Origin of the sequence: Bordetella genomosp. 13, from assembly GCF_002119665.1 — a bacterium.
Classification (GTDB): Bacteria; Pseudomonadota; Gammaproteobacteria; order Burkholderiales; family Burkholderiaceae_B; genus Bordetella.
The window spans coordinates 4,252,202-4,271,083 of record NZ_CP021111.1 but is presented as its reverse complement, the minus strand read 5'-3'; the positions used below and the strand labels follow the sequence as shown (position 1 = coordinate 4,271,083).

The 18,882-nt window shown below is 67.9% G+C and carries 16 protein-coding genes; 6 read left to right on the top strand and 10 right to left on the bottom strand.

Features of this window, described 5'->3' with window-relative positions:
- The first annotated feature begins 99 nt into the window (after positions 1-99).
- The gene (locus CAL15_RS19265) at positions 100-1,923 is read left to right on the top strand and encodes a glycoside hydrolase family 15 protein (protein WP_086079969.1); all 1,824 of its coding nucleotides are present in this window, start codon (positions 100-102) and stop codon (positions 1,921-1,923) included.
- A gap of 746 nt (positions 1,924-2,669) precedes the next feature.
- Here CAL15_RS19265 and purU read toward each other — a convergent pair.
- The 6 genes from purU to CAL15_RS19235 form a co-directional block, all read right to left on the bottom strand.
- Positions 2,670-3,524, bottom strand: a complete 855-nt coding sequence (gene purU / locus CAL15_RS19260) for a formyltetrahydrofolate deformylase (RefSeq protein ID WP_086079968.1) — start codon at positions 3,522-3,524, stop codon at positions 2,670-2,672.
- Positions 3,525-3,540: 16 nt separating this feature from the next.
- Entirely contained in the window at positions 3,541-4,656 is a 1,116-nt protein-coding gene (locus tag CAL15_RS19255; protein WP_086079967.1) for an NAD(P)/FAD-dependent oxidoreductase, read from the bottom strand.
- Between the two features lie 64 nt (positions 4,657-4,720).
- Positions 4,721-5,233 carry a flavin reductase family protein gene (locus CAL15_RS19250; protein ID WP_086079966.1) on the bottom strand — a complete coding sequence of 171 codons (513 nt, stop codon included), beginning with the start codon at positions 5,231-5,233 and terminating at the stop codon, positions 4,721-4,723.
- A 16-nt stretch (positions 5,234-5,249) separates the two neighbouring features.
- Positions 5,250-5,879 carry a pyridoxamine 5'-phosphate oxidase gene (pdxH, locus tag CAL15_RS19245; protein ID WP_086079965.1) on the bottom strand — a complete coding sequence of 210 codons (630 nt, stop codon included), beginning with the start codon at positions 5,877-5,879 and terminating at the stop codon, positions 5,250-5,252.
- A gap of 69 nt (positions 5,880-5,948) precedes the next feature.
- The gene (locus CAL15_RS19240) at positions 5,949-6,524 is read right to left on the bottom strand and encodes a gamma-glutamylcyclotransferase (RefSeq protein WP_086079964.1); all 576 of its coding nucleotides are present in this window, start codon (positions 6,522-6,524) and stop codon (positions 5,949-5,951) included.
- 89 nt (positions 6,525-6,613) lie between these two features.
- Positions 6,614-7,750, bottom strand: a complete 1,137-nt coding sequence (locus tag CAL15_RS19235; protein ID WP_086079963.1) for an MFS transporter — start codon at positions 7,748-7,750, stop codon at positions 6,614-6,616.
- 367 nt (positions 7,751-8,117) lie between these two features.
- Between CAL15_RS19235 and CAL15_RS19230 the strand changes: the two genes are divergently transcribed.
- The 4 genes from CAL15_RS19230 (at position 8,118) to CAL15_RS19215 (ending at position 13,686) form a co-directional block, all read left to right on the top strand.
- Complete coding sequence (locus CAL15_RS19230; protein WP_086079962.1) at positions 8,118-9,305, top strand: efflux RND transporter periplasmic adaptor subunit; 1,188 nt, start codon at positions 8,118-8,120, stop codon at positions 9,303-9,305.
- Between the two features lies 1 nt (position 9,306).
- Positions 9,307-11,268, top strand: coding sequence for a MacB family efflux pump subunit (locus CAL15_RS19225; protein ID WP_086079961.1), 1,962 nt, complete (start codon positions 9,307-9,309; stop codon positions 11,266-11,268).
- Positions 11,269-11,333: 65 nt separating this feature from the next.
- Entirely contained in the window at positions 11,334-12,710 is a 1,377-nt protein-coding gene (locus CAL15_RS19220) for an efflux transporter outer membrane subunit (protein WP_232468035.1), read from the top strand.
- Positions 12,711-12,834: 124 nt separating this feature from the next.
- A complete protein-coding gene (locus CAL15_RS19215; RefSeq protein WP_086079959.1) occupies positions 12,835-13,686 on the top strand; it encodes a tRNA threonylcarbamoyladenosine dehydratase in 852 nt (283 codons plus the stop codon).
- A 373-nt stretch (positions 13,687-14,059) separates the two neighbouring features.
- Here the strand turns inward: CAL15_RS19215 and CAL15_RS19210 are convergent, their stop codons facing one another.
- Both CAL15_RS19210 and CAL15_RS19205 read right to left on the bottom strand, forming a co-directional pair.
- Positions 14,060-14,266: a DUF7661 family protein gene (locus CAL15_RS19210; protein ID WP_086079958.1), complete on the bottom strand. Its 207-nt coding sequence runs from the start codon at positions 14,264-14,266 to the stop codon at positions 14,060-14,062.
- 135 nt (positions 14,267-14,401) lie between these two features.
- On the bottom strand, positions 14,402-15,880 hold the full coding sequence (locus CAL15_RS19205; protein ID WP_086079957.1) for an FAD-dependent oxidoreductase: 1,479 nt from the start codon (positions 15,878-15,880) through the stop codon (positions 14,402-14,404).
- 49 nt (positions 15,881-15,929) lie between these two features.
- Between CAL15_RS19205 and CAL15_RS19200 the strand changes: the two genes are divergently transcribed.
- On the top strand, positions 15,930-16,412 hold the full coding sequence (locus CAL15_RS19200) for a MarR family winged helix-turn-helix transcriptional regulator (protein ID WP_086079956.1): 483 nt from the start codon (positions 15,930-15,932) through the stop codon (positions 16,410-16,412).
- A 482-nt stretch (positions 16,413-16,894) separates the two neighbouring features.
- On the opposite strand, the gene CAL15_RS19195 is transcribed toward CAL15_RS19200, so the two are convergent.
- Positions 16,895-17,524: an aminotransferase class IV family protein gene (locus CAL15_RS19195; protein ID WP_086079955.1), complete on the bottom strand. Its 630-nt coding sequence runs from the start codon at positions 17,522-17,524 to the stop codon at positions 16,895-16,897.
- 65 nt (positions 17,525-17,589) lie between these two features.
- On the bottom strand, positions 17,590-18,834 hold the full coding sequence (locus CAL15_RS19190) for an aminodeoxychorismate synthase component I (RefSeq protein WP_086079954.1): 1,245 nt from the start codon (positions 18,832-18,834) through the stop codon (positions 17,590-17,592).
- Between the last annotated feature and the right edge of the window lie 48 nt (positions 18,835-18,882).

The window sequence follows — 18,882 nt, the reverse complement described above, 5'->3', positions numbered from 1 at the left end:
CGACGGCCGCCGGCGCGTCCGCGACCCGCGGCGAGGCGCTGTCCGGCACCGGCCAGCGCTGGCTGCGCCGCGGGTCCGGCCGGAGGAGGGCCGAGGGATATGTCCAAACCCCTGGAAGACTATGGCGTGATCGGCAACATGCTGTCGGCCGCGCTGGTCGGGCGCGACGGCTCGATCGACTGGCTGTGCCTGCCGCACTTCGATTCGCCGGCGTGCTTCGCCGCGCTGCTGGGCGACGAGCGGCATGGCCACTGGCTGCTGGCGCCCGCCAATCCCCGCGAGGCCCGCACGCGCCGCCGCTACGTCCACGACACGGCGGTGCTCGAGACCTACCATGAAACGACCACGGGCACGGTGAAGGTCTGCGACTTCATGCCCATCAGCAACGAAGAGTCGCGCGTGGACGTGGTGCGCATCGTCTGCGGCCTGCAGGGCACCGTGGACATGGACATGGAACTGGTGCTGCGCTTCAACTACGGGCAGGCCGTGCCCTGGGTGCGCCGCCGCGACTATGGCTTGAGCGCGATCTCGGGCCCGGACGCGGTGGAGCTGCATACCGCGGTGCCACTCAAGGGCGAGGACATGCGCAGCGTGTCCCATTTCACGGTGCGCGAGGGCCAGACGGTGCCCTTCACGCTCTCGTACCATCCCTCGCACCAGACGCCCCACTTCGTGCCGGACCGGCTGGAAAGCATGGACCGCACGATCTCGTGGTGGCAGCAGTGGGCGCGCCATTGCCATTGGGATGGTCCCGCCGACGAGCGGCGCGACGCGGTGGTGCGCTCGCTGATCACGCTAAAGCTGCTGACCTTCGAACCCACCGGCGGCATCATCGCCGCGCCCACCATGGGACTGCCCGAGGAACTGGGCGGCGCCCGCAACTGGGACTACCGCTATTGCTGGCTGCGTGATTCGTCGCTGACGCTGTATGCGCTGCTCAATGCAGGCTACCGCGAAGAGGCGGAAGCCTGGCGCCAATGGCTGCTGCGCGCGGTGGCCGGCCATCCTAGCCAGATGCAGATCATGTACGGCATCTCGGGCGAACGCTGGCTGCCCGAGCACGAGGTGCCGTGGCTGCCCGGCTATGAAGGCAGCAAGCCGGTGCGAGTGGGCAACGAGGCGGCGGGCCAACTGCAACTGGACGTGTACGGCGAGCTGGTCGAAACGCTGCACGCCGCGCGCGCCGCGGACCTGGCGCCGCTGGCCGAAGCGTGGCGCCTGCAGAACGCGCTGATCAATCCACTGGAAACGTTGTGGAAGAGCCTGGACCACGGCATCTGGGAAGTGCGCGGCCCGAGGCGCGCCTTCACGCACTCGCGCCTGATGTGCTGGGTGGCCTTCGACCGTGCCATCAAGTCATGCGAGCAGTTCGGCCTGAAGGGCCCGGTGGACCGCTGGATGCGCCTGCGCGACGAGATCCACCACGACATCTGCGCCAAGGGCTACGATCCGCACCGCAACACGTTCGTGCAGTTCTATGGCGGCAAGGCGCTGGACGCCAGCCTGCTGCTGATTCCGCAGGTCGGCTTCCTGCCTTGCGACGATCCGCGCGTGCAGGGCACGATACGCGCGGTGGAAGAAGACCTGCTGCGCAATGGCCTGCTGCTGCGCTATCTGCCGGACCAGACGGACGACGGGCTGCCCGGCGACGAGGGCGTCTTCCTGGCCTGCAGTTTCTGGCTGGCGGACGCGTACGTGCTGCAAGGGCGGCTGGACGACGCGAACCGGATGTTCGACAGGCTGCTGAGCATGCGCAACGACCTGGGGCTGCTCTCCGAGGAATACGATGTGGGGCGGCGCCGCATGCTGGGCAATTTCCCGCAAGGGTTCTCGCACATCGGGCTGGTGAACACGGCCTACAACCTGAGCCGCGCGAATGGCCCGGCGCGGCAGCGGTCCACTCGCCGGGCGCCGCGGGAGTGAGCGGCTGTTGCAGCTTGCTGGGTGTGCTTGAGGGTTGTCGTTGACGATTCGTGACTTGGAAGCGGCGTCTCATCGTTGACGATAACGCTCGGAAGCCGTCCTCGTGCGGGCTCGAATGGGCCGCTCCCGGCCAAGTCGTCGGGCTCGGGCGCGCCATCAGGCGCCCTCGGCCGCTACGCGGCTTCCCCTCCTCCAATTGGCCGTCGCGACCCATTCGAGCCCGCACGAGGACTTTTTCAGCGTCATGCGGCGGCCGATAAGCAACTGCATGCCGTGAGCAGCGTGCTCACTACCATTGAGCGTCAGGTGCATTGCTTGCCAAGAGCCGTGGCCCTCGGCATGCCGGAGCGTCTCTTCGCCAGGAGCACAGTCGGTCGACATGCCAAGCCCGTCTTCCCTTTCTGCATGCGAAAGCTGTGGTCCGCGCATGGCACGATGTGCCGCAACTCGAACGTATGCCCCTGGATGCATGCAACCCGACACAGCCGCTTCATTGCAACGGCCCGCCCCTGTACCACCGCGCGACGGCTTGAGTTTTAACTGGCCTCTGTATGGCCTGCCCGCCCGTGCCGGCCAATTGGAGGAGGGGGAGCCCCCGCAGGGGGCCGAGGGCGCCTGATGGCGCGCCCGAGCCCGACGACTTGGCCGGCGCGGGTGGGCAGGCCATACAGAGGCCACTTAAGAACCCAAACAAAGCCCGCCAGACGGAACAACAGAACGACCCACCGTGAGCCCGACAAAGGACGCTATCGAAACACGACAGTCCGATTGCGATTCAACAGGATCCGATGTTCGACGTGGCTGCGCACGGCCCGTGCGAGCACGAGCGATTCCACGTCGCTGCCCACCTGGGTGAGCTGCTGCGCCGTCATCGTATGGTCCACTCGTTCGATGTCCTGCTCGATGATCGGACCTTCGTCCAGGTCCGACGTCACGTAATGCGCCGTCGCCCCGATGATCTTCACGCCGCGGGCGTGGGCCTGGTGGTAGGGGCGGGCGCCCTTGAAGCTGGGCAGGAAGCTGTGGTGGATGTTGATTGCGCGGCCTTCCAGGGCCCGGCACATCTCGGCCGACAGGATCTGCATGTAGCGGGCCAGCACCACCAGGTCGATGCGTTCGCGCTCCACCAGTTCCAGCACCTGGCGTTCCTGCTGGTCCTTCGTTTCGGGAGTGACCGGTAGATGGTGGAACGGGATCCCGTACGAGGCGGCCAGCGAGGCGTAGTCGTTGTGGTTCGACACGATGGCCGCCACCTCGGCACGCAGGTGGCCGCTACGCACGCGGAACAGCAGGTCGTTCAGGCAGTGGCCCTGCTTGCTGACCATGATCAGCAGACGCGGCTTCTGGCGGGCGTCGTGGATCTGCCATTCCATGGCATAGCCGTCCGCCAGTGCCGCGAAGCGCTCGCGCAGCGTTTCTTCGGCCGCCGCCGGCGGCAGGTCGAAGTGCACGCGCAGGAAGAACCGGCCCGTTTCATCGTCGCCGAACTGCTGCGAATCCAGGATGTTGCAGCCCAGGTCGAACAGCAGGCCGCTGACGCGGTACACGATGCCGGTGCGGTCGGGGCAGGACAGGGTCAGGATGTAGTCGTTGTGCTGCATGGCGGAGTAGGGCGGATCAGGGGTTGAGGCGCTGCAGGGTTTCTTCGGCGATGGCCAGGCTGGCGGTCAGGCCCGGGGATTCGATTCCGTACAGGTTCACCAGGCCGGCCACGCCATGCACGGCGGGGCCGTCGATGGCGAAGTCGGCGGCCGGGTCGTTCGGGCCCGAGATCTTGGGTCGGATGCCCGTGTACCCCGGCGCCAGCGCGCCGTCGGGCAGGGCGGGCCAGTAGCGGCGCACCGCATCGTAGAACACTTCGGCGCGGCGCGCGTCCAGCGTGTAGTCCTCGGTCTCGATCCATTCTGTATCGGGGCCGAACTTGGCCTGGCCGCCCATGTCCAGCGTCAGGTGCACGCCCAGGCCGGCGTGGTTGGGCGCGGGTGCGGGATAGATCAGGCGCGAGAACGGCGCGCGGCCCGACAGGGTGAAGTAGCTGCCCTTGCACAGGTATTCGCGCGGCACGGTGCCGGCGGGCAGGCCCTCGATGCGGCGCGCCAGGCTGGGCGCGTGCAGGCCGGCCGCATTGATCAGCACGTTGCAGGACAGCGTCATGGCCTCCGCGCCGCCGAATTCCACCTCGAAGCCGCCGCCGGGCCGCACGCGCGCGGACCGCATGGGCGTGTGGAACACGCACTGCGCGCCGGCGTTCTCGGCGTCGCCCTGGTAGGCCAGCATCAGCGCATGGCTGTCGACGATGCCCGTGGATGGGGACACCAGCGCGGCGGTGCAGCGCAGTGCCGGTTCCAGCCGCCGCGCGGCCGCGGCGTCGATGTGCTGCATGTCGTCCACGCCGTTGGCCAGCGCGCGTGCGGCGATGCCTTCGAGCTGCGCGGCCTCGTCGTCGGACGTTGCCACGATCAGCTTGCCCAGCCGCTTGTACGGCACGCCGCGCTGGGCGCAGTACTCGTACAGCAGATGCTTGCCGCGCACGCACAGGCGCGCCTTCAGGCTGCCGGCCGCATAGTAGATGCCGGCGTGGATGACTTCGGAATTGCGCGAGCTGGTGCCGGTGCCGATGCCTTCCGCGGCGTCGGCCACCAGCACCTCGCGGCCCTGCAGCGCCAGCACGCGGGCCACGGCCAGGCCCACGACGCCGGCACCGATGACGATGCAGTCGATGTCAGTGCTCATTGCAATAATCAGCCCGAGCGGGCTTCGGTGGAAAAGCCTGCGGCCGGCCCGGAAACGTTCATGTTCATTCCTGGCGTTGCGAGGCGGGGGTCAAGTCGAAGCCGCCGGCATGGAACACCAGCGGCGCGGCGTCGCTGTGGCCGCAGTGCAGCACCTCTCCGACCATGATCAGGTGGTCGCCCTCGGCATACTGGCTGCGGTTGCCGCATTCGAACCAGGCGGCGCAATCGGCCAGCATGGGCGTGCCGCGAGGCGCATGGCAGGCCGGCAGTCCGGCGAACCGTTCGTGGCTCTTGCCGGTGGCGAAGCGTCGCGCCAGCGCGATCTGCTCGGCCGACAGCACGTTGACCACATAGCGCTCGCATTGCCGGAACAGGGCCAGCGAGGACGAGGCCAGCGACAGGCTCCACAGCACCAGGGGCGGGTTCAGCGAGACGGAGTTGAACGAACTGACCGTCAGGCCGACGGGCGTGCCATCGGGCGCGGCGGCGCTGACCACCGTGACGCCGGTGGCGAAGCGCCCCAGTGCATTGCGGAAATAGCGGGCGTCGAAGCCGGGAACAGAGGCAGATGACATCGGTGCGGCGGGAATTTCAGGGCGCGAGGCGGTCGATCCGCCAGCCCGCGCCGTCGGGCAGATAGCGCAGCCGGTCGTGCAGGCGCGACGGACGGCCCTGCCAGAACTCGAAGGACGTGGGCACCAGACGGTAGCCGCCCCAGTGCGACGGCCGCGGCGGCTGGTCGCCATAGCGCTCGCGGAACTCGCGTTCGCGGGCCTCGAGCGCCTCGCGCGTGACGGGCCGGCTCTGTTCGGACGCCCACGCGCCGATGCGCGAGCCGATCGGCCGGCTGTGGTAGTAAAGATCGGATTCGTGCGGCTCGGCGAACTGCACCCGGCCCTCGATGCGCACCTGGCGCTCGAGCGGCTGCCAGAAGAACAGCAGCGCCGCGCGCGGATTGACGGCCAGGTCGTTGCCCTTGCGCGACTCGTAGTTGGTGAAGAACATGAATCCGCTGGGGTCGTAGCCCTTGATGAGCACGATGCGAGCCGACGGCTGGCCCTGGGCGTCTACCGTGGCCAGGGTCATCGCGTTGGGTTCGGGCACGCCCGCGGCCAGCGCCTCGTCGAACCAGCGCGCGAATTGGTCGAAGGGGGAAGCGGCGGCCGCGCTTTCCAGCAGCACGCCTTTGTCGTAGCTCTGGCGCAGGTCGGATACGGACATGGGGAAGAATGCGGTGACGGCGGGAAGGTTCGAGTGTACCGCCTCGGCCCGCCGCGCCGCGGCCGGCGCTCAGCCCTGCTCTTCGGGCAGGGCCGCCGAGCTGGCGTCGAGCAGGGCGGCGATGGATTCGAGGCGGCTGTCGCGGATGCCCGCGCCGCGCAACGCGCGCGCCGTCTCGACCACATAGTCGATGCAGGCGCCGTACCGCCCCGTCGCGCGCCGCACGATGGCGACCAGCTCTTCTTCGGGCAAAGCGCTGATGTAGGCCGGATTGGCCCGGTTCATGACGAATACCAGCGCTTTCACGTCGCCCTGGTCGGTGCTGCACTTGAGCCAGCGCGGCAGGTAGGCGCCGGTCGACATCTCGCGGTCCCACAGCGCCGGAAAGAACTGGGGCACCTGCGCGCCGGCCAGCCGGTACACCACTCCGCGGCACGAGCCGCCGCGGTCCAGTCCGAACACCAGGCCGGGACACTCGGGCGTGCCTCGGTTGACCCGCGACCACAGGCACAACGCGCGATGATGGCCGCGCAGGTTCGCCAGTCGGCGCTCTTCGTAGTCGAACTCGGGACGCCAGATCAGCGAGCCGTAGCCATAGATCCACACGTCCTGGCCGGGCTGCCAGTCCTTCAGCGCCTGCTCCATCGACGCGCGCCGCTCGTCCGCCGTCCATAGGCGAAAAGGCAGCGCGGCGGGATTGCTGATGTCCGAGGCGGGTGGCGAGGAAGACGACTTCACGGAGGGGATTCTGAGGTTTCTTGCGGGGGATGGCGATTGAACCAGCCTCCCACCGCCAGCGCGGCGGCGTAGGCCCAGAACAGGGGCGCCACCCCGATTAGTGCACCGAGCGCGCCGAACGTCAACGGCAGAGAGACCTGCGACCCGTTGATCAGCGCCATCCGCAGGCCCACCGCCTCGGCGGCGCGCCCCGGGGGACTGTGCTGGTGCAGCAGCGCCAGCATGCTGGGCTGGCACATGCCCAATGCCAGCCCCAGCACGAAAGACAGGCCGATCAGCACGCCTACGTCCTGGAACAGCGGATAAACCACGAAATCCACCGCGGCCGTGACCATCGCCGTGCGGACCATGGTCCACGACCGGACCCGGCTCTGGATAAAGGGCAGAAGAAGGCGGATGACGAACGTAGCGGCCGCGAAGGCCGCGAGTATGATGCCGATCGTCGTCGCGGACAGCCCGATGCGCGTGCCGTAGATGGGTACGACGAAGAGGTGGGTGTCCCAGGCGCCCGACAGGATGGTGTTGACCAGCATGATGCGGCGCAGCGCCGGCACGGCCAGGATCTCGGAAAGGCGCGGCCGCGTTTCCGGCGGGCGATGGGCGGCGGTGAGTCCGGCGCTGAACTCGCACAGGGGCCGTCGCAGCAGGTACAGCCCTACCACTGAAATCAGGGGCCCCAGGGCCAGCGCGCCAAACGCCAGGCGACTGCCCAGATGGTCGATGGCCAACCCGGCAATCAACGGACCGCTGAAGCCCGAGGCGGCCAGCGCCAGCGACAGCCACGAGAAATTGCGCAGCCGGCGGTCCGACGCCGCGTGCCCCAGCATGTCCTGGGTGGCGACCTGGTGCAGCATGAAGCCGATGCCTATGCAGCACGATGCGATCAACAGGCTGGTCTGCGTCTGCCAGGCGAAAGGCAGCAGGGTGCCGACCGAGCAGAGGCCGGTGCCGATGACCAGCGGCCGCACGACGCCGATCTTGTCTACCCAGCGTCCGGCATGCACGGAAGCCAGCATGGGCAGCACCGCGAATACCGCGACCAGCGTGCCGACCTCCAGCGTGGACAGGCCCAGCCCTAGCGCGGTTAGCGAGACGGTGATCCGGCCGCCCGTAAGCGCCACGTGATTCAGCATGGCCAACACGCACAAATACGCGGCCCCGGAGAATTCGGGGCCGTGGGCAGTGCGCGACGGGCGTGGGGGAAGGGAGGTAGGCACGGCTTGTAATTTTCTTCATTCTGTTCCCTTCGTCCGGCATTGTCGATGCGCCTGCGCTGTTGCATGCGGCCTGTCCTGTTACAACGGCGCGTCGGATAGCGTGCAGATCGCGTGATACTGTCGGCAGGTTCGCAACCGATTCCCGGCAGATCGCAGCCGTATCGTCTCGTTGCATCCCAGGATGACCGTTTTTGCTTTTGTGTCCTCCGTGCAACGCCGCATACCGGGAATGCCATGATCGGCCCAGTAGAATCCGGCCGTATTGCTCACAACTCAGCTATCGATGAAACCCAAGTCCGGCAAGACCAGGCGCTATGTGCTGATCGCCGTAGCGCTGCTACTCGTGGCCATGACCGTCAGATGGGCGTTCTTCTCGCCGCCGCCCGCTCCTTCCTTCTCCACCGCGGAGGTGCGGCGCGCCGATATGGAGGACAGCGTGTTGGCCAGCGGCACGCTCGAGGCGTTCCGGCAGGTCAGCGTCGGCGCGCAGGCCACCGGGCAGTTGAAATCGCTGAAGGTGCAGTTGGGCGATCGGGTGACGCGCGGCCAGCTGGTGGCCGAGATCGATGACCTGACCCAGCAGAACGACCTGCGCACCGCGCAAGCCACCCTGAATACCCGCCGCGCCGACCTCACCGCCAAGCAGGCGACGCTGCGCCAGGCGGAACTGGCCTTTCGCCGCCAGCGCGAGATGCTGGCGGCCGACGCCAGCTCGCGCGAGGACTACGAGGCCGCCGAGGCGACGCTGGCTGTGACCCGCGCCGAGATCGCGTCGTTGCAGGCGCAGATCGTGCAGGCCGAGATCGAGGTGGACACGGCCAAGGTCAACCTGGGCTACACGCGCATCAGCTCGCCCATCGACGGCACCGTGGTGGCCGTGGTCACCAAGGAGGGCCAGACCGTGAACTCGTTCCAGACCGCGCCGACCATCATCAAGGTGGCGCAGGTCGAGACCATGACGGTGAAGGCGCAGATCTCCGAGGCCGACGTGACCCGCGTCCAGCCGGGGCAGAAGGCCTACTTCACCATCCTGGGCGAACCGGACAAGCGCTACTACGGCAGCCTGCGCGCGGTCGAACCCGCGCCCGACTCGATCCAGAAAGACGACTCGAATTCGCTGATGAGCAGCGCCTCGACCACCAGTTCGTCGTCGCAGGCCGTGTACTACAACGGCCTGTTCGAGGTGCCCAATCCCGACGGCAGGCTGCGCATCTCGATGACGGCGCAGGTGTTCGTGGTGCTGGGCGAGGCGCCCGGCGCGCTGGTGGTGCCGTCTGCGGCGCTGGGCGCGCGCAACGAGGACGGCACCCGCACCGTGCGCGTGGTCGGCGCGGACGGCCAGCCGGTCGAGCGCCGCATCAAGGTGGGGCTGAACAACAACGTCGACGCCCAGGTGCTGGAAGGCCTGCAGGAGGGCGACAAGGTGGTGACGGGCGAGGGGGCCAAGGCGCCGGCCGCGCCGGGAGCCTGAGGTGGCGCAAGCGCTGATCCGGCTGGAGGACGTGCGGCGCGAGTTCGTGTCCGGCGAGCAGACCATCGCGGTGCTCAAGGACGTGAACCTGGAGATCGCCGCGGGCGAGATGGTGGCTATCGTGGGCGCGTCCGGCTCGGGCAAGTCCACGCTGATGAACATCCTGGGCTGCCTGGACCGTCCCACGCGCGGCACTTACAGCATAGGCGGACGCGTCACCGGCAAGCTGTCGCCCGACGAATTGGCCGAGCTGCGGCGCGAGCACTTCGGCTTCATCTTCCAGCGCTATCACCTGATGGCCGACCTGACCGCGCGCGGCAACGTCGAGATGCCGGCCGTCTACAGCGGCCGCGCGCGCGGCCCGCGGCGCGAGCGCGCCGAGGCGCTGCTGCAGCGCCTGGGCCTGGGCGAGCGCATGGAGCACCGGCCCAGCCAGCTGTCGGGCGGGCAGCAGCAGCGCGTCAGCATCGCGCGCGCCCTGATGAACGGCGGGCAGGTGATCCTGGCCGACGAGCCCACCGGCGCGCTGGACACGCACACCGGGCAGGAAGTGCTGCGCATCCTGGAAGAGCTGAACGCCGCCGGCCACACCATCGTCATCGTCACGCACGACATGGAAGTGGCGCGGCATGCGCGCCGCATCATCGAGATCCGCGACGGCGAGATCGTGGCCGACCGTCTCAACGACGACGGCGCCAAGGCGGCGGCGCCGCCGGCTGCCGAGCCGCCCGAGGTCGCGCGGGGGGCGGCGTGGCGGGCCGCCCTCGACCGCACCGGCGAGGCCCTGCGCATGGCGCTGGTCGCCATGAACGCGCACCGGCTGCGCACGGCGCTGACCATGCTGGGCATCGTGATCGGCATCGCCGCGGTGGTGTCGGTGGTGGCGCTGGGCGAGGGCTCGCGGCAGAAGATCCTGAGCGACATCAGCCAGATGGGCACCAACACGGTGGACGTGTTCCCGGGCGAGAACTTCGGCGACGAGAAGGCGGCGCGCATCCGCACGCTGGTGCCTTCCGATGCCGACGCGCTGGCGCGCCAGCATTTCGCCGACAGCGTCACGCCGCAGGTGTCCACCAGCGTCTCGCTGCGCTATCGCAACGTTTCCGTGAACGGCACCGTGCAGGGCGTGGGCGAGCAGTTCTTCCGCGTGCGCGGCTTGCGGCTGGCGCAGGGCCAGTTCTTCGACGCCACCGCGGTGGCGCGCCGCAGCCAGGACGTGGTCATCGACGAGAACACGCGCAACCGGCTGTTCGGCACGGCGACCGACGCGGTGGGCCAGGTCATTCTGCTGGGCAACGTGCCCAGCCGCGTGGTGGGCGTGACGCTGAAGCAGGAAGCGCTGTTCGGCGCGGCCGAGACCCTGAATGTCTACATTCCGTACACCACCGCGCTCAGCCGCGTGCTGGGCCAGCAGCACCTGCGCAGCATCACCGTGCGGGTGGCGGACGACACGCCTATCAAGACCGCGGAACAGTCCATCGTGAAGTTGCTGACGCAGCGCCACGGCACCAAAGACTTCTTCGTGTTCAACACCGATTCGGTGCGCCAGACCATCGAACGCACCACCGCCACCATGACACTGCTGGTGTCCATGATCGCGCTGATCTCGCTGGTGGTGGGCGGCATCGGCGTGATGAACATCATGCTGGTGTCGGTCACCGAACGCACCCGCGAGATCGGCGTGCGCATGGCCGTGGGCGCGCGGCGCGGCGACATCATGCAGCAATTCCTCATCGAGGCGGTGCTGGTCTGCCTGATCGGCGGCGTGGCGGGGATCGCCCTGTCGCTGGGACTGGGCGAACTGGTCTCGCGCGCCACCGGCGGCAGTTTCCAGATGATTTTCTCGGCCGCCTCGATGGTGGCCGCCTTCGTGTGCTCCACCCTGATCGGGGTCGCCTTCGGCTTCCTGCCGGCGCGCAACGCGGCGCGCCTGGATCCCATCGAATCCCTGGCTCGAGAATGAAGATTTCCGTTCCGTTCCTCAGTGCGTTGTCGTCACCGAGGCGCTGCAAGAGCAGTAGGCGTCCGTTGTACGCCGCGTTGGCGGCCGCCCTGCTGCTGGGCGGTTGCGGCTTGCTGGACAGCCGCTACGAGCGGCCCGCCGTGCAGGTGCCGATGCAATGGACTCAGGGTCAGCCGGGCGATGCGGCGTCGCTGGCCGGCCCATGGTGGCTGGCCTTCGGCGACGCCGAACTGGACCGGCTGATGACCCAGGCGCTGGCGCGCAACAACGACCTGGCGGCCGCCGCGGTGCGGGTGCGGCGCGCGCAATTGACCGCCGGCCTGGCCCGCAGCGATCTGTTCCCCATATTTGGCGGCAGCGTGGACGTGACCCGGTCCCGCAACCTGTACGGCGACAGGCTGATCACGCGCAACAACACGGCGCAACTGACCGTGAGCTATGAGCTGGACCTGTGGGGCCGGCTGTCGCGGGCGCGAGACGCGGCCGAATGGGAAGCCGAGGCCACCGAGCAGGACCGCCAGAGCACCGCGCTGAGCCTGACCGGCACCACCGCGCAGCTGTACTGGCAGATCGGTTTCTTGAACCAGCGCCTGGCCACCAGCAGCGAGAGCATCGCCTATGCGCAGCGCACGCTGGACATGGTGCGCGCGCAGTATGCGGCCGGGGGCGCCTCCGCGCTGGAAGTGGCCGAGGCCGAACAGAATCTGGCCAACCAGCAGGCTGCGCATACCGACCTGATGCAGCAGCGCGTGGAAAACCTGAACGCCCTGGCGATATTGTTCGACAGCCCGCCAGGACCCATCGTCGCCGATCCGCCGCGCCTGCCCCAGACAGAACTGCCGCCGGTGCGCGCAGGGCTGCCCGCCGACCTGCTGGGCCGGCGTCCGGACCTGCGCTCCGCCGAACTGCGCCTGCGCGGCGCGTTGGCCAACGTCGATGCCACGCGCTACAGCTACTACCCGCCCATCACGCTGACGGGCGCCCTGGGCACGGCCAGCACCGCCCTGGGCGACCTGCTGCGCAATCCGGTGGGAACGCTGGGCGCGGGGCTGACCCTGCCGTTCCTGCAGTGGAACCAGATGGAGCTGAACATCGACATCTCGCGCACCGATTTCGAAGAGCGCGTGGTGGTCTTCCGCCAGGCGCTCTACCAGGCCATGTCCGACGTCGAGAACGCCCTGTCGGCCCGTACCCAGCTCACCGAGCGGGCGCGCCTGCTGGCTCTGTCGCTGGAGTCCGCGCGGCGCGCCGAACGGCTGTACGAGGTGCGCTACCGCGCCGGCGCCGTGTCGCTGCGCTTCTGGCTCGACGCGCAGGAGCAGCGCCGCAACGCCGAAGTGGCGGTGGCCGAGAACGCGCTGAACCGGCTGCTGAACCAGGTGTCGCTGTACCAGGCGCTGGGCGGCGACACGGGCACCGGCCCCGTGGCGGCGGCGCAATAACCGACGCACGCTGGCCGCGCGCGGCGGGAACCGGGCCGATGCGCGCGATTGCCGATGCGGGCGCGTCATGCCTGCCGCCCAGGTCGCATGGCCGGCATGCGGAAAATGGGAAAATACCGCCACCATGACCATCGCCCCTCCCGCTCTCTCCACCTGCGACATCGATGCCGAACGCCGTTTCGGCGGCCTGGCCCGCCTGTACGGCCCGGGCGCTCCGGCGCGGCTGAACGGCTCGCACGTGGCCGTGGCGGGACTGGGCGGCGTGGGCTCGTGGACGGCCGAGGCGCTGGCGCGCTGCGGGGTGGGCGCGCTGACCTTGATCGACCTGGACCACATCGCCGAGTCCAACGTCAACCGGCAGATCCACGCGCTGACGCCCACGTTGGGACAGGCCAAGGTCGAGGCCATGGCGGCCCGCATCCGCGACATCAATCCCGAATGCGTGGTGACCCGCATCGACGAGTTCGTGGCGCCCGACAACGTAGCCCAGGTGCTCGCGGGCCGCTACGCCGCCATCATTGATTGCACCGACCAGGCGGCTGCCAAGATCGCCATGATCCTGCACGCGCGCGAGCGCGGCGTGCCACTGCTGCTGTGCGGCGGCGCGGGCGGCAAGACCGATCCCCTGTCCTTGCGCGCCGGTGACCTGTCCGAGGCGAGCAACGACGCGCTGCTGTCGAAGCTGCGCAACAAGCTGCGCCGCGAACACGGCTACCCGCGCGCCTCAGACCGCCAGGGCCGCGCACTGAAACGCGTGCCGCGCATGGGCGTGCGCGCGCTCTGGTTCGACCAGCCCGCCATCCTGCCCCAGGCCTGGGCGCGCGCGGCCGAACTCGACGACGACATGGGGGCGGAGGGTACGCCGCCCGCGGCGCCGCAAGGCCTGTCCTGCGCAGGCTACGGGTCGGTGGTGACCGTCACGGCGGTCATGGGGATGGCGGCTGCCAACGAGGCGATACGCCTGGCGCTGGGGTGAATCTCTGCGGGTGCGGGGGCTTCTTCTTTTGTGGGGCTTTGTTTGGGTTCTTAAGTGGCCTCTGTATGGCCTGCCCACCCGCGCCGGCCAAGTCGTCGGGCTCGGGCGCGCCATCAGGGCGCCCTCGGCCGCTACGCGGCTTCCCCTTCTCCAATTGGCCGGCACGGGCGGGCAGGCCATACAGAGGCTATTTAAGACTCAAGCCGTCGCATTTTTAGTGCAGCGGCTCGCGGTGGAATGGAGTGGCTGCGTCGGTCGCGCGGAATGAAGTCGGTCGCGCTTTGTATACCGCTCTTGGCCGGCGCCGCGTTCTCAAGTCTCGACCGTGTGCCCGCTCGCGCGTCGAGGTCGTCAGCGTTGGCGCGCTGGGCCCTCACAGCTCTACGATCCTGTCCCCAGGCCGAGATATTTCGTGAAGGAGATCATCAAGGTATGCCGCGATGTCGCCAACCGCCATATCCGCCGGGATGATGATGTCATCCGCACGCACATGCTTGCCGTCGGTAAGGCGATACACCTCCCACCCGCGGGTCGTATGAAGCACTTCCAGCGCAAATCTACCGTAAACGTCGAACTTCATGGCATCTCCACGTGTCATGGATCAAGACAGCGGTCAGACGCGGACCATGGCTACGGCCGCTGCAGAACCCTAAGCGGCCAAGCTCACGTTTATGTACGGTGAGGCGAATGCCGACTTTCGAGGCGTTGCAGTCGGTCACCGGGTTTTGCAGTATCGGTCCAGATACTCTTGCAATACGACCGCCCGATCCCTGGCAAAGACACCCGCCAGGTACCCGTCCGGCCTGACCAGCGCGGCGGCGCCCTCCGCGAGACCGTAGAACCTGGCGAACTGGTCCTGGTGGTCTTCGATCTCCATGCCGGGCCCAATGCTGTGGATGTGCAAGCCGGCGCTTGGCAGAAAGGTTGAGGGGCCATTCACCAGTAAGGTCCAGTGCGTGCCCTTTAGCAGGGTGAACAGGCGCGTGGGGCTGCCGCCTGCGCCACGCACTATGGCATCGGGCGCACGACTGCCCGGGACAAGTCTGCTGTCGGCTTGCGACGGAAGCGATAGCGGCGAGGCGGGATAACCGATGTCCAGTTGCAGGACTTCACGGGTCCGCCTGTTGTCCCCCGTCTTGAAACCAGCAAGCAACCGTGTGGACAGGCCGAGCACTTCCGCGGCCACGGGCCGGCGTTCGGCTTCGTAGGTTTCCAGTAGCCCCTCCGGCGCGCCAGCGAGCACGGCCGCTAGCTTCCAGCCCAGGTTGTAGGCGTCCTGCACGCTGGTGTTGAGGCCTTGTCCGCCGGTGGGGGGATGGACATGTGCCGCATCACCGACCAGGAAGACGGGGCCATCCCGGTAACGGTCGGCTAGCCTGGCGTTCATGTTGTAGATCGAAGACCAAGCAACTGAATGGACGGTAATGTCCGAGCGCGCAGTGTGCAGGGCAACACGTTCAGTCAACGCAGCAGCGGAAAGGTTGATGTCGCCCTCCAGAGGAACGGGCGCCTGGATCTGGAACAGGTCGGTGCCCGCGAGCGGGCAGATGGCCAGGGGACCCGCGCCGTTACCGTCGAACTGGTGCCACATATCGCGCGGCAGCCCTTCCAGCACGACATCGGCCACGATTGCCCGCACGCCTAAAGTCCTGCCCTGAAAGCCTATGCCCAGAGTGCGGCGCACCAGGCTGCGCCCGCCGTCGGCGCCCACCAGATAGCGTGTGTGGAGCCACTGCTCGCCCTTCGGGGTGGCCAGCACCGCTTTTATCCCGCCGGCGCCGACCTCCATCCCGATCAGCTCCACACCACAATCAGGCGCATGGCCCAGTTCCAACAGGCGCTCGCGCATTATCGCTTCGGTCTTGAACTGCGGAACCATCAACGGAAGCGGGTAGGGCTCGGCAGGCGTAGGTGCGGCAACCGTCGTCACTTCCTGGTCCACATGACAGCCGTCGGCCGAGTATTTCCGAACCTTGGGATAGATGCCACCCGCAGCCATGGCTCGGTCCAGGATTCCCAGGTCTTCAAAGACCTCTTGGGTGCGCGGTTGAATTCCTTTCCCGCGTGAGCCCGGAAAGGGGGATGGGAGCTTTTCGATAAGGGCAAAGCGCACGCCGCGACGCGCCAGTTCTATTGCCAGGGTCAGGCCGGCAGTCCCGGCACCGCAGATCAGGACGTCAACGGGCTCACGCATATCAGTTCTCCAAGGTATGTGTAATATGCACACATTGAGAGGACAGTCTATGGTCACAAAAAAGAAAGTGCAAGATACACATATCTCGGCGCAGTTGAAGGACCTTCATCGATCCTTGATCACGATCGTAAGCGTGATGAACCGCCCAAGGAACGACGAACGGCTGATCGCGGAAGCCGGCGTGCAGTTGGACCAGGCGCTCTTTCGCCTATTGGTGGTGATTGAAAGGGTGGGCCCGATCGGGGTGGTGGATCTGGCGGATCGCCTCGGCAGGGATTACACGACCATCAGCCGCCAGGTCGCCAAGCTGGAACGGATGGGGATGGTGATGCGGCACGCGAATCCGGAAGATCGCCGGATGCGCGAAACGGTGGTGTCTTCCAAGGGCAAAGCAGTGACTGACAAGCTTGACCAAGCCCGCGAGCGTCTGGCACGGGGAATCTTTCAGGACTGGGCCGCCGAAGACGTCGCGGATTTAGTGCGTCTGATGCGGAAGTTCGCGGAGGCGCTGGAACTGGGTACACGGGCTTGAGGTGGGTCGCGCTGAGGCATGAAGCGCGTCGAGCGCTTGGACTTGCCACGTTGCTGCTGCGCTGCGCCCCGTAACGTAAGAAATCGACCGACCCTGGTATGGGGCAACTAGTCGACGACCGCTTCTGGCCGACAGCGGTCTCACTTTCATGACATGCGGATAAGCAAACTGCTAATGGCATGCAGATGCTCATCGGCCGCCGCATGACGCTGAAAGAGTCCTCGTGCGGGCTCGAATGGGCCGCGACGGCCAATTGGAGGAGGGGGAGCCGCGTAGCGGCCGAGGGCGCCTGATGGCGCGCCCGAGCCCGACGACTTGGCCGGGAGCGGCCCATTCGAGCCCGCACGAGGACGGCTTCCAAGCCTCATCGTCATCGATGAGACGCCGCTTCCAAGCCACAAATCGTCAACGACAAGTCGCCACGTGCAAGCCCTGACCGTCACCGATGACGCGCATCGACAGCGCTTAAGCCGCAATCGCGTTCACTCCCGAAGCGTCACGTCGAACCACCCTCGTAACGCGTTGGACAGTCTGATTGCCTGCGCTTCGCGCGCCAGTGCCACCGGCAACACGCGTTCTTGTACTTTGCCTGCGTCGATAAGCGCCGCGCGCTGGACGCCGGGCAAGCAGCCGCTTTCCAGGGGCGGCGTGTACCAGCGGCCGTCCAGTTTCAGATGAATGTTGCTGCGGCTGCCTTCGCACAGTTCGCCGCGCGTGTTTACGTAGACCAGGTCGAAGACGTGCGGGTGCTCTGCCAGCCACGAAACCGTTTGTGCGTACCAGGGGCGATACGTTGTCTTGTGGCGCAGCAGCGGTTCGGCCGGGTCCAGCGGTTCGGGCGACAGCATGATCGACTGGTCCGAGGGCAGCGGGGGCAGCGGAGAGGCCTGCAGCGTACGGTCGCCGGCAGAGTTGAGCAGCATGCGCAGGCGGTGCGGACCGGGGGCCAGCGTCATGCTGGCGGCGGCGCGGATGTCCGCTTCGATCGCGTCGGCGTCGCATCGGTAGCCCAGGGCCTGGGCCGAATTCTGCAGGCGGGCAAGATGGCGCGCCAGCAGCGGGATGCCACGGTCCGCCGTGATCAGGATCGTTTCGATGAGTTCGGGCCGCATGCAGGCTCCGCGTAGCGGTTGCTGGGAATGGGAACGCAGCGGTCGCGGCACTTGATTCATCCTGGTCAGCCCAGGATGCGCGCCTTCCAATGGCACTCCTGCCATTCCCGTTCGGGATCGGAGTCGTGCACGATGCCGCCGCCTACATGGTACACGCCGCTACGGACCGCAGGACCGGGCGTCGTCGGGCCGCTTGACGCCGCACGCGCTTGCTCGGATCGAGGCAGGTCGACAATGTGCGACGAGCCTGCGCCGCCTTGGTTCGACTCGCATGACGGCAGCACCAGCGTGCGGATCGCCACGTTCAGCGAGAAGTCGCCGTCCGGCGCCAGCCAGCCTACGCTGCCGCAATACAGGCTGCGCGGCGCGATCTCCATGCGGCGGATGCGGCGCATGGCGGCGATCTTGGGGGCGCCCGTGATGGAGCCGCAAGGGAACAGGGCGGCCAGCACCTGCGCCAGCGTGGCCTGCGGCGCCTCGGCCGAGATGGTCGAGGTCAGCGTCCACACGCTGGGATAGCGCTCCAGCGCGAACAGGTCGTCGACGCGCACCGATCCCGGCACGGCCAGCCGGCCCAGGTCGTTGCGCAGCAGGTCCACGATCATCAGGTTCTCGGCGCGGTCCTTCGGACTGGCGCGCAGGGCCTCGCCCAGCCGCTGGTCTTCGACGGGATCGGCATGGCGCGGCGCGGTGCCCTTCATGGGGCGCGTGACCAGGCGCGAGCCTTGACGCGCGACGAACAGCTCGGGCGAGAACGACAGCACGGTCCGCTGGCCGTCCTCGACATAGGCGGCGTGCGCCACCGGATGGCGCGCCGCGATGTGGCGATAGAGCGAACGCGGATCGCCTTCCAGCGACACGTCCAGCGGCAGGGTGTAGTTCACCTGGTACAACTCGCCCTGCGCGATCAGCGTGCGGATCCGCTCGATGCGCTCAAGGTAAAGCTCGCGCGCCATGCGCGGCCGTACCGCGGCGATGCGCGCCGGCGGGTCGCCTGCGGCGGGCGCGTCCCACGGCGCCTCGTGGCGCGCCTGGTCGAATACCAGCGCGGTCAGCCGCGCGCTGCCGTCGTCGGCGCGCAGCGGCTCGGCATCCGTCTCGCCGGGCGGAGGCCGCGCCGCCTCGGGCAGCAGCCATTCGCCTAGTTCGTAATCGAGCAGCAGGGCGATCCAATGGCCGGCCGCACGCGCGCGCTCGATGGCATCCAGCGCCGCGGGCACCTCGCCGCGCCGGCAGGCGCTGATGCGTTCGCGCGGTCCGAGCAGCTGCAGCGCCCGGCCGGCCAGGCGGTCTTCGAATCGGGCTTGCATGTCGTCAACCCGCCCTGGCGGCTTCCGGGCGCCGACTGACCCGCCACA

Coding starts and splice junctions, on each gene's coding strand:
- pdxH (WP_086079965.1), bottom strand. CDS start 5,879: ATGTCCGTATCCGACCTGCGCCAGAGCTACGACAAAGGCGTGCTGCTG.
- CAL15_RS19205 (WP_086079957.1), bottom strand. CDS start 15,880: ATGCGTGAGCCCGTTGACGTCCTGATCTGCGGTGCCGGGACTGCCGGC.
- purU (WP_086079968.1), bottom strand. CDS start 3,524: ATGCAGCACAACGACTACATCCTGACCCTGTCCTGCCCCGACCGCACC.
- CAL15_RS19265 (WP_086079969.1), top strand. CDS start 100: ATGTCCAAACCCCTGGAAGACTATGGCGTGATCGGCAACATGCTGTCG.
- CAL15_RS19195 (WP_086079955.1), bottom strand. CDS start 17,524: ATGCGGCCCGAACTCATCGAAACGATCCTGATCACGGCGGACCGTGGC.
- CAL15_RS19190 (WP_086079954.1), bottom strand. CDS start 18,834: ATGCAAGCCCGATTCGAAGACCGCCTGGCCGGCCGGGCGCTGCAGCTG.
- CAL15_RS19240 (WP_086079964.1), bottom strand. CDS start 6,524: ATGGAGCAGGCGCTGAAGGACTGGCAGCCCGGCCAGGACGTGTGGATC.
- CAL15_RS19230 (WP_086079962.1), top strand. CDS start 8,118: ATGAAACCCAAGTCCGGCAAGACCAGGCGCTATGTGCTGATCGCCGTA.
- CAL15_RS19210 (WP_086079958.1), bottom strand. CDS start 14,266: ATGAAGTTCGACGTTTACGGTAGATTTGCGCTGGAAGTGCTTCATACG.
- CAL15_RS19200 (WP_086079956.1), top strand. CDS start 15,930: ATGGTCACAAAAAAGAAAGTGCAAGATACACATATCTCGGCGCAGTTG.
- CAL15_RS19255 (WP_086079967.1), bottom strand. CDS start 4,656: ATGAGCACTGACATCGACTGCATCGTCATCGGTGCCGGCGTCGTGGGC.
- CAL15_RS19250 (WP_086079966.1), bottom strand. CDS start 5,233: ATGTCATCTGCCTCTGTTCCCGGCTTCGACGCCCGCTATTTCCGCAAT.
- CAL15_RS19215 (WP_086079959.1), top strand. CDS start 12,835: ATGACCATCGCCCCTCCCGCTCTCTCCACCTGCGACATCGATGCCGAA.
- CAL15_RS19235 (WP_086079963.1), bottom strand. CDS start 7,750: ATGCTGAATCACGTGGCGCTTACGGGCGGCCGGATCACCGTCTCGCTA.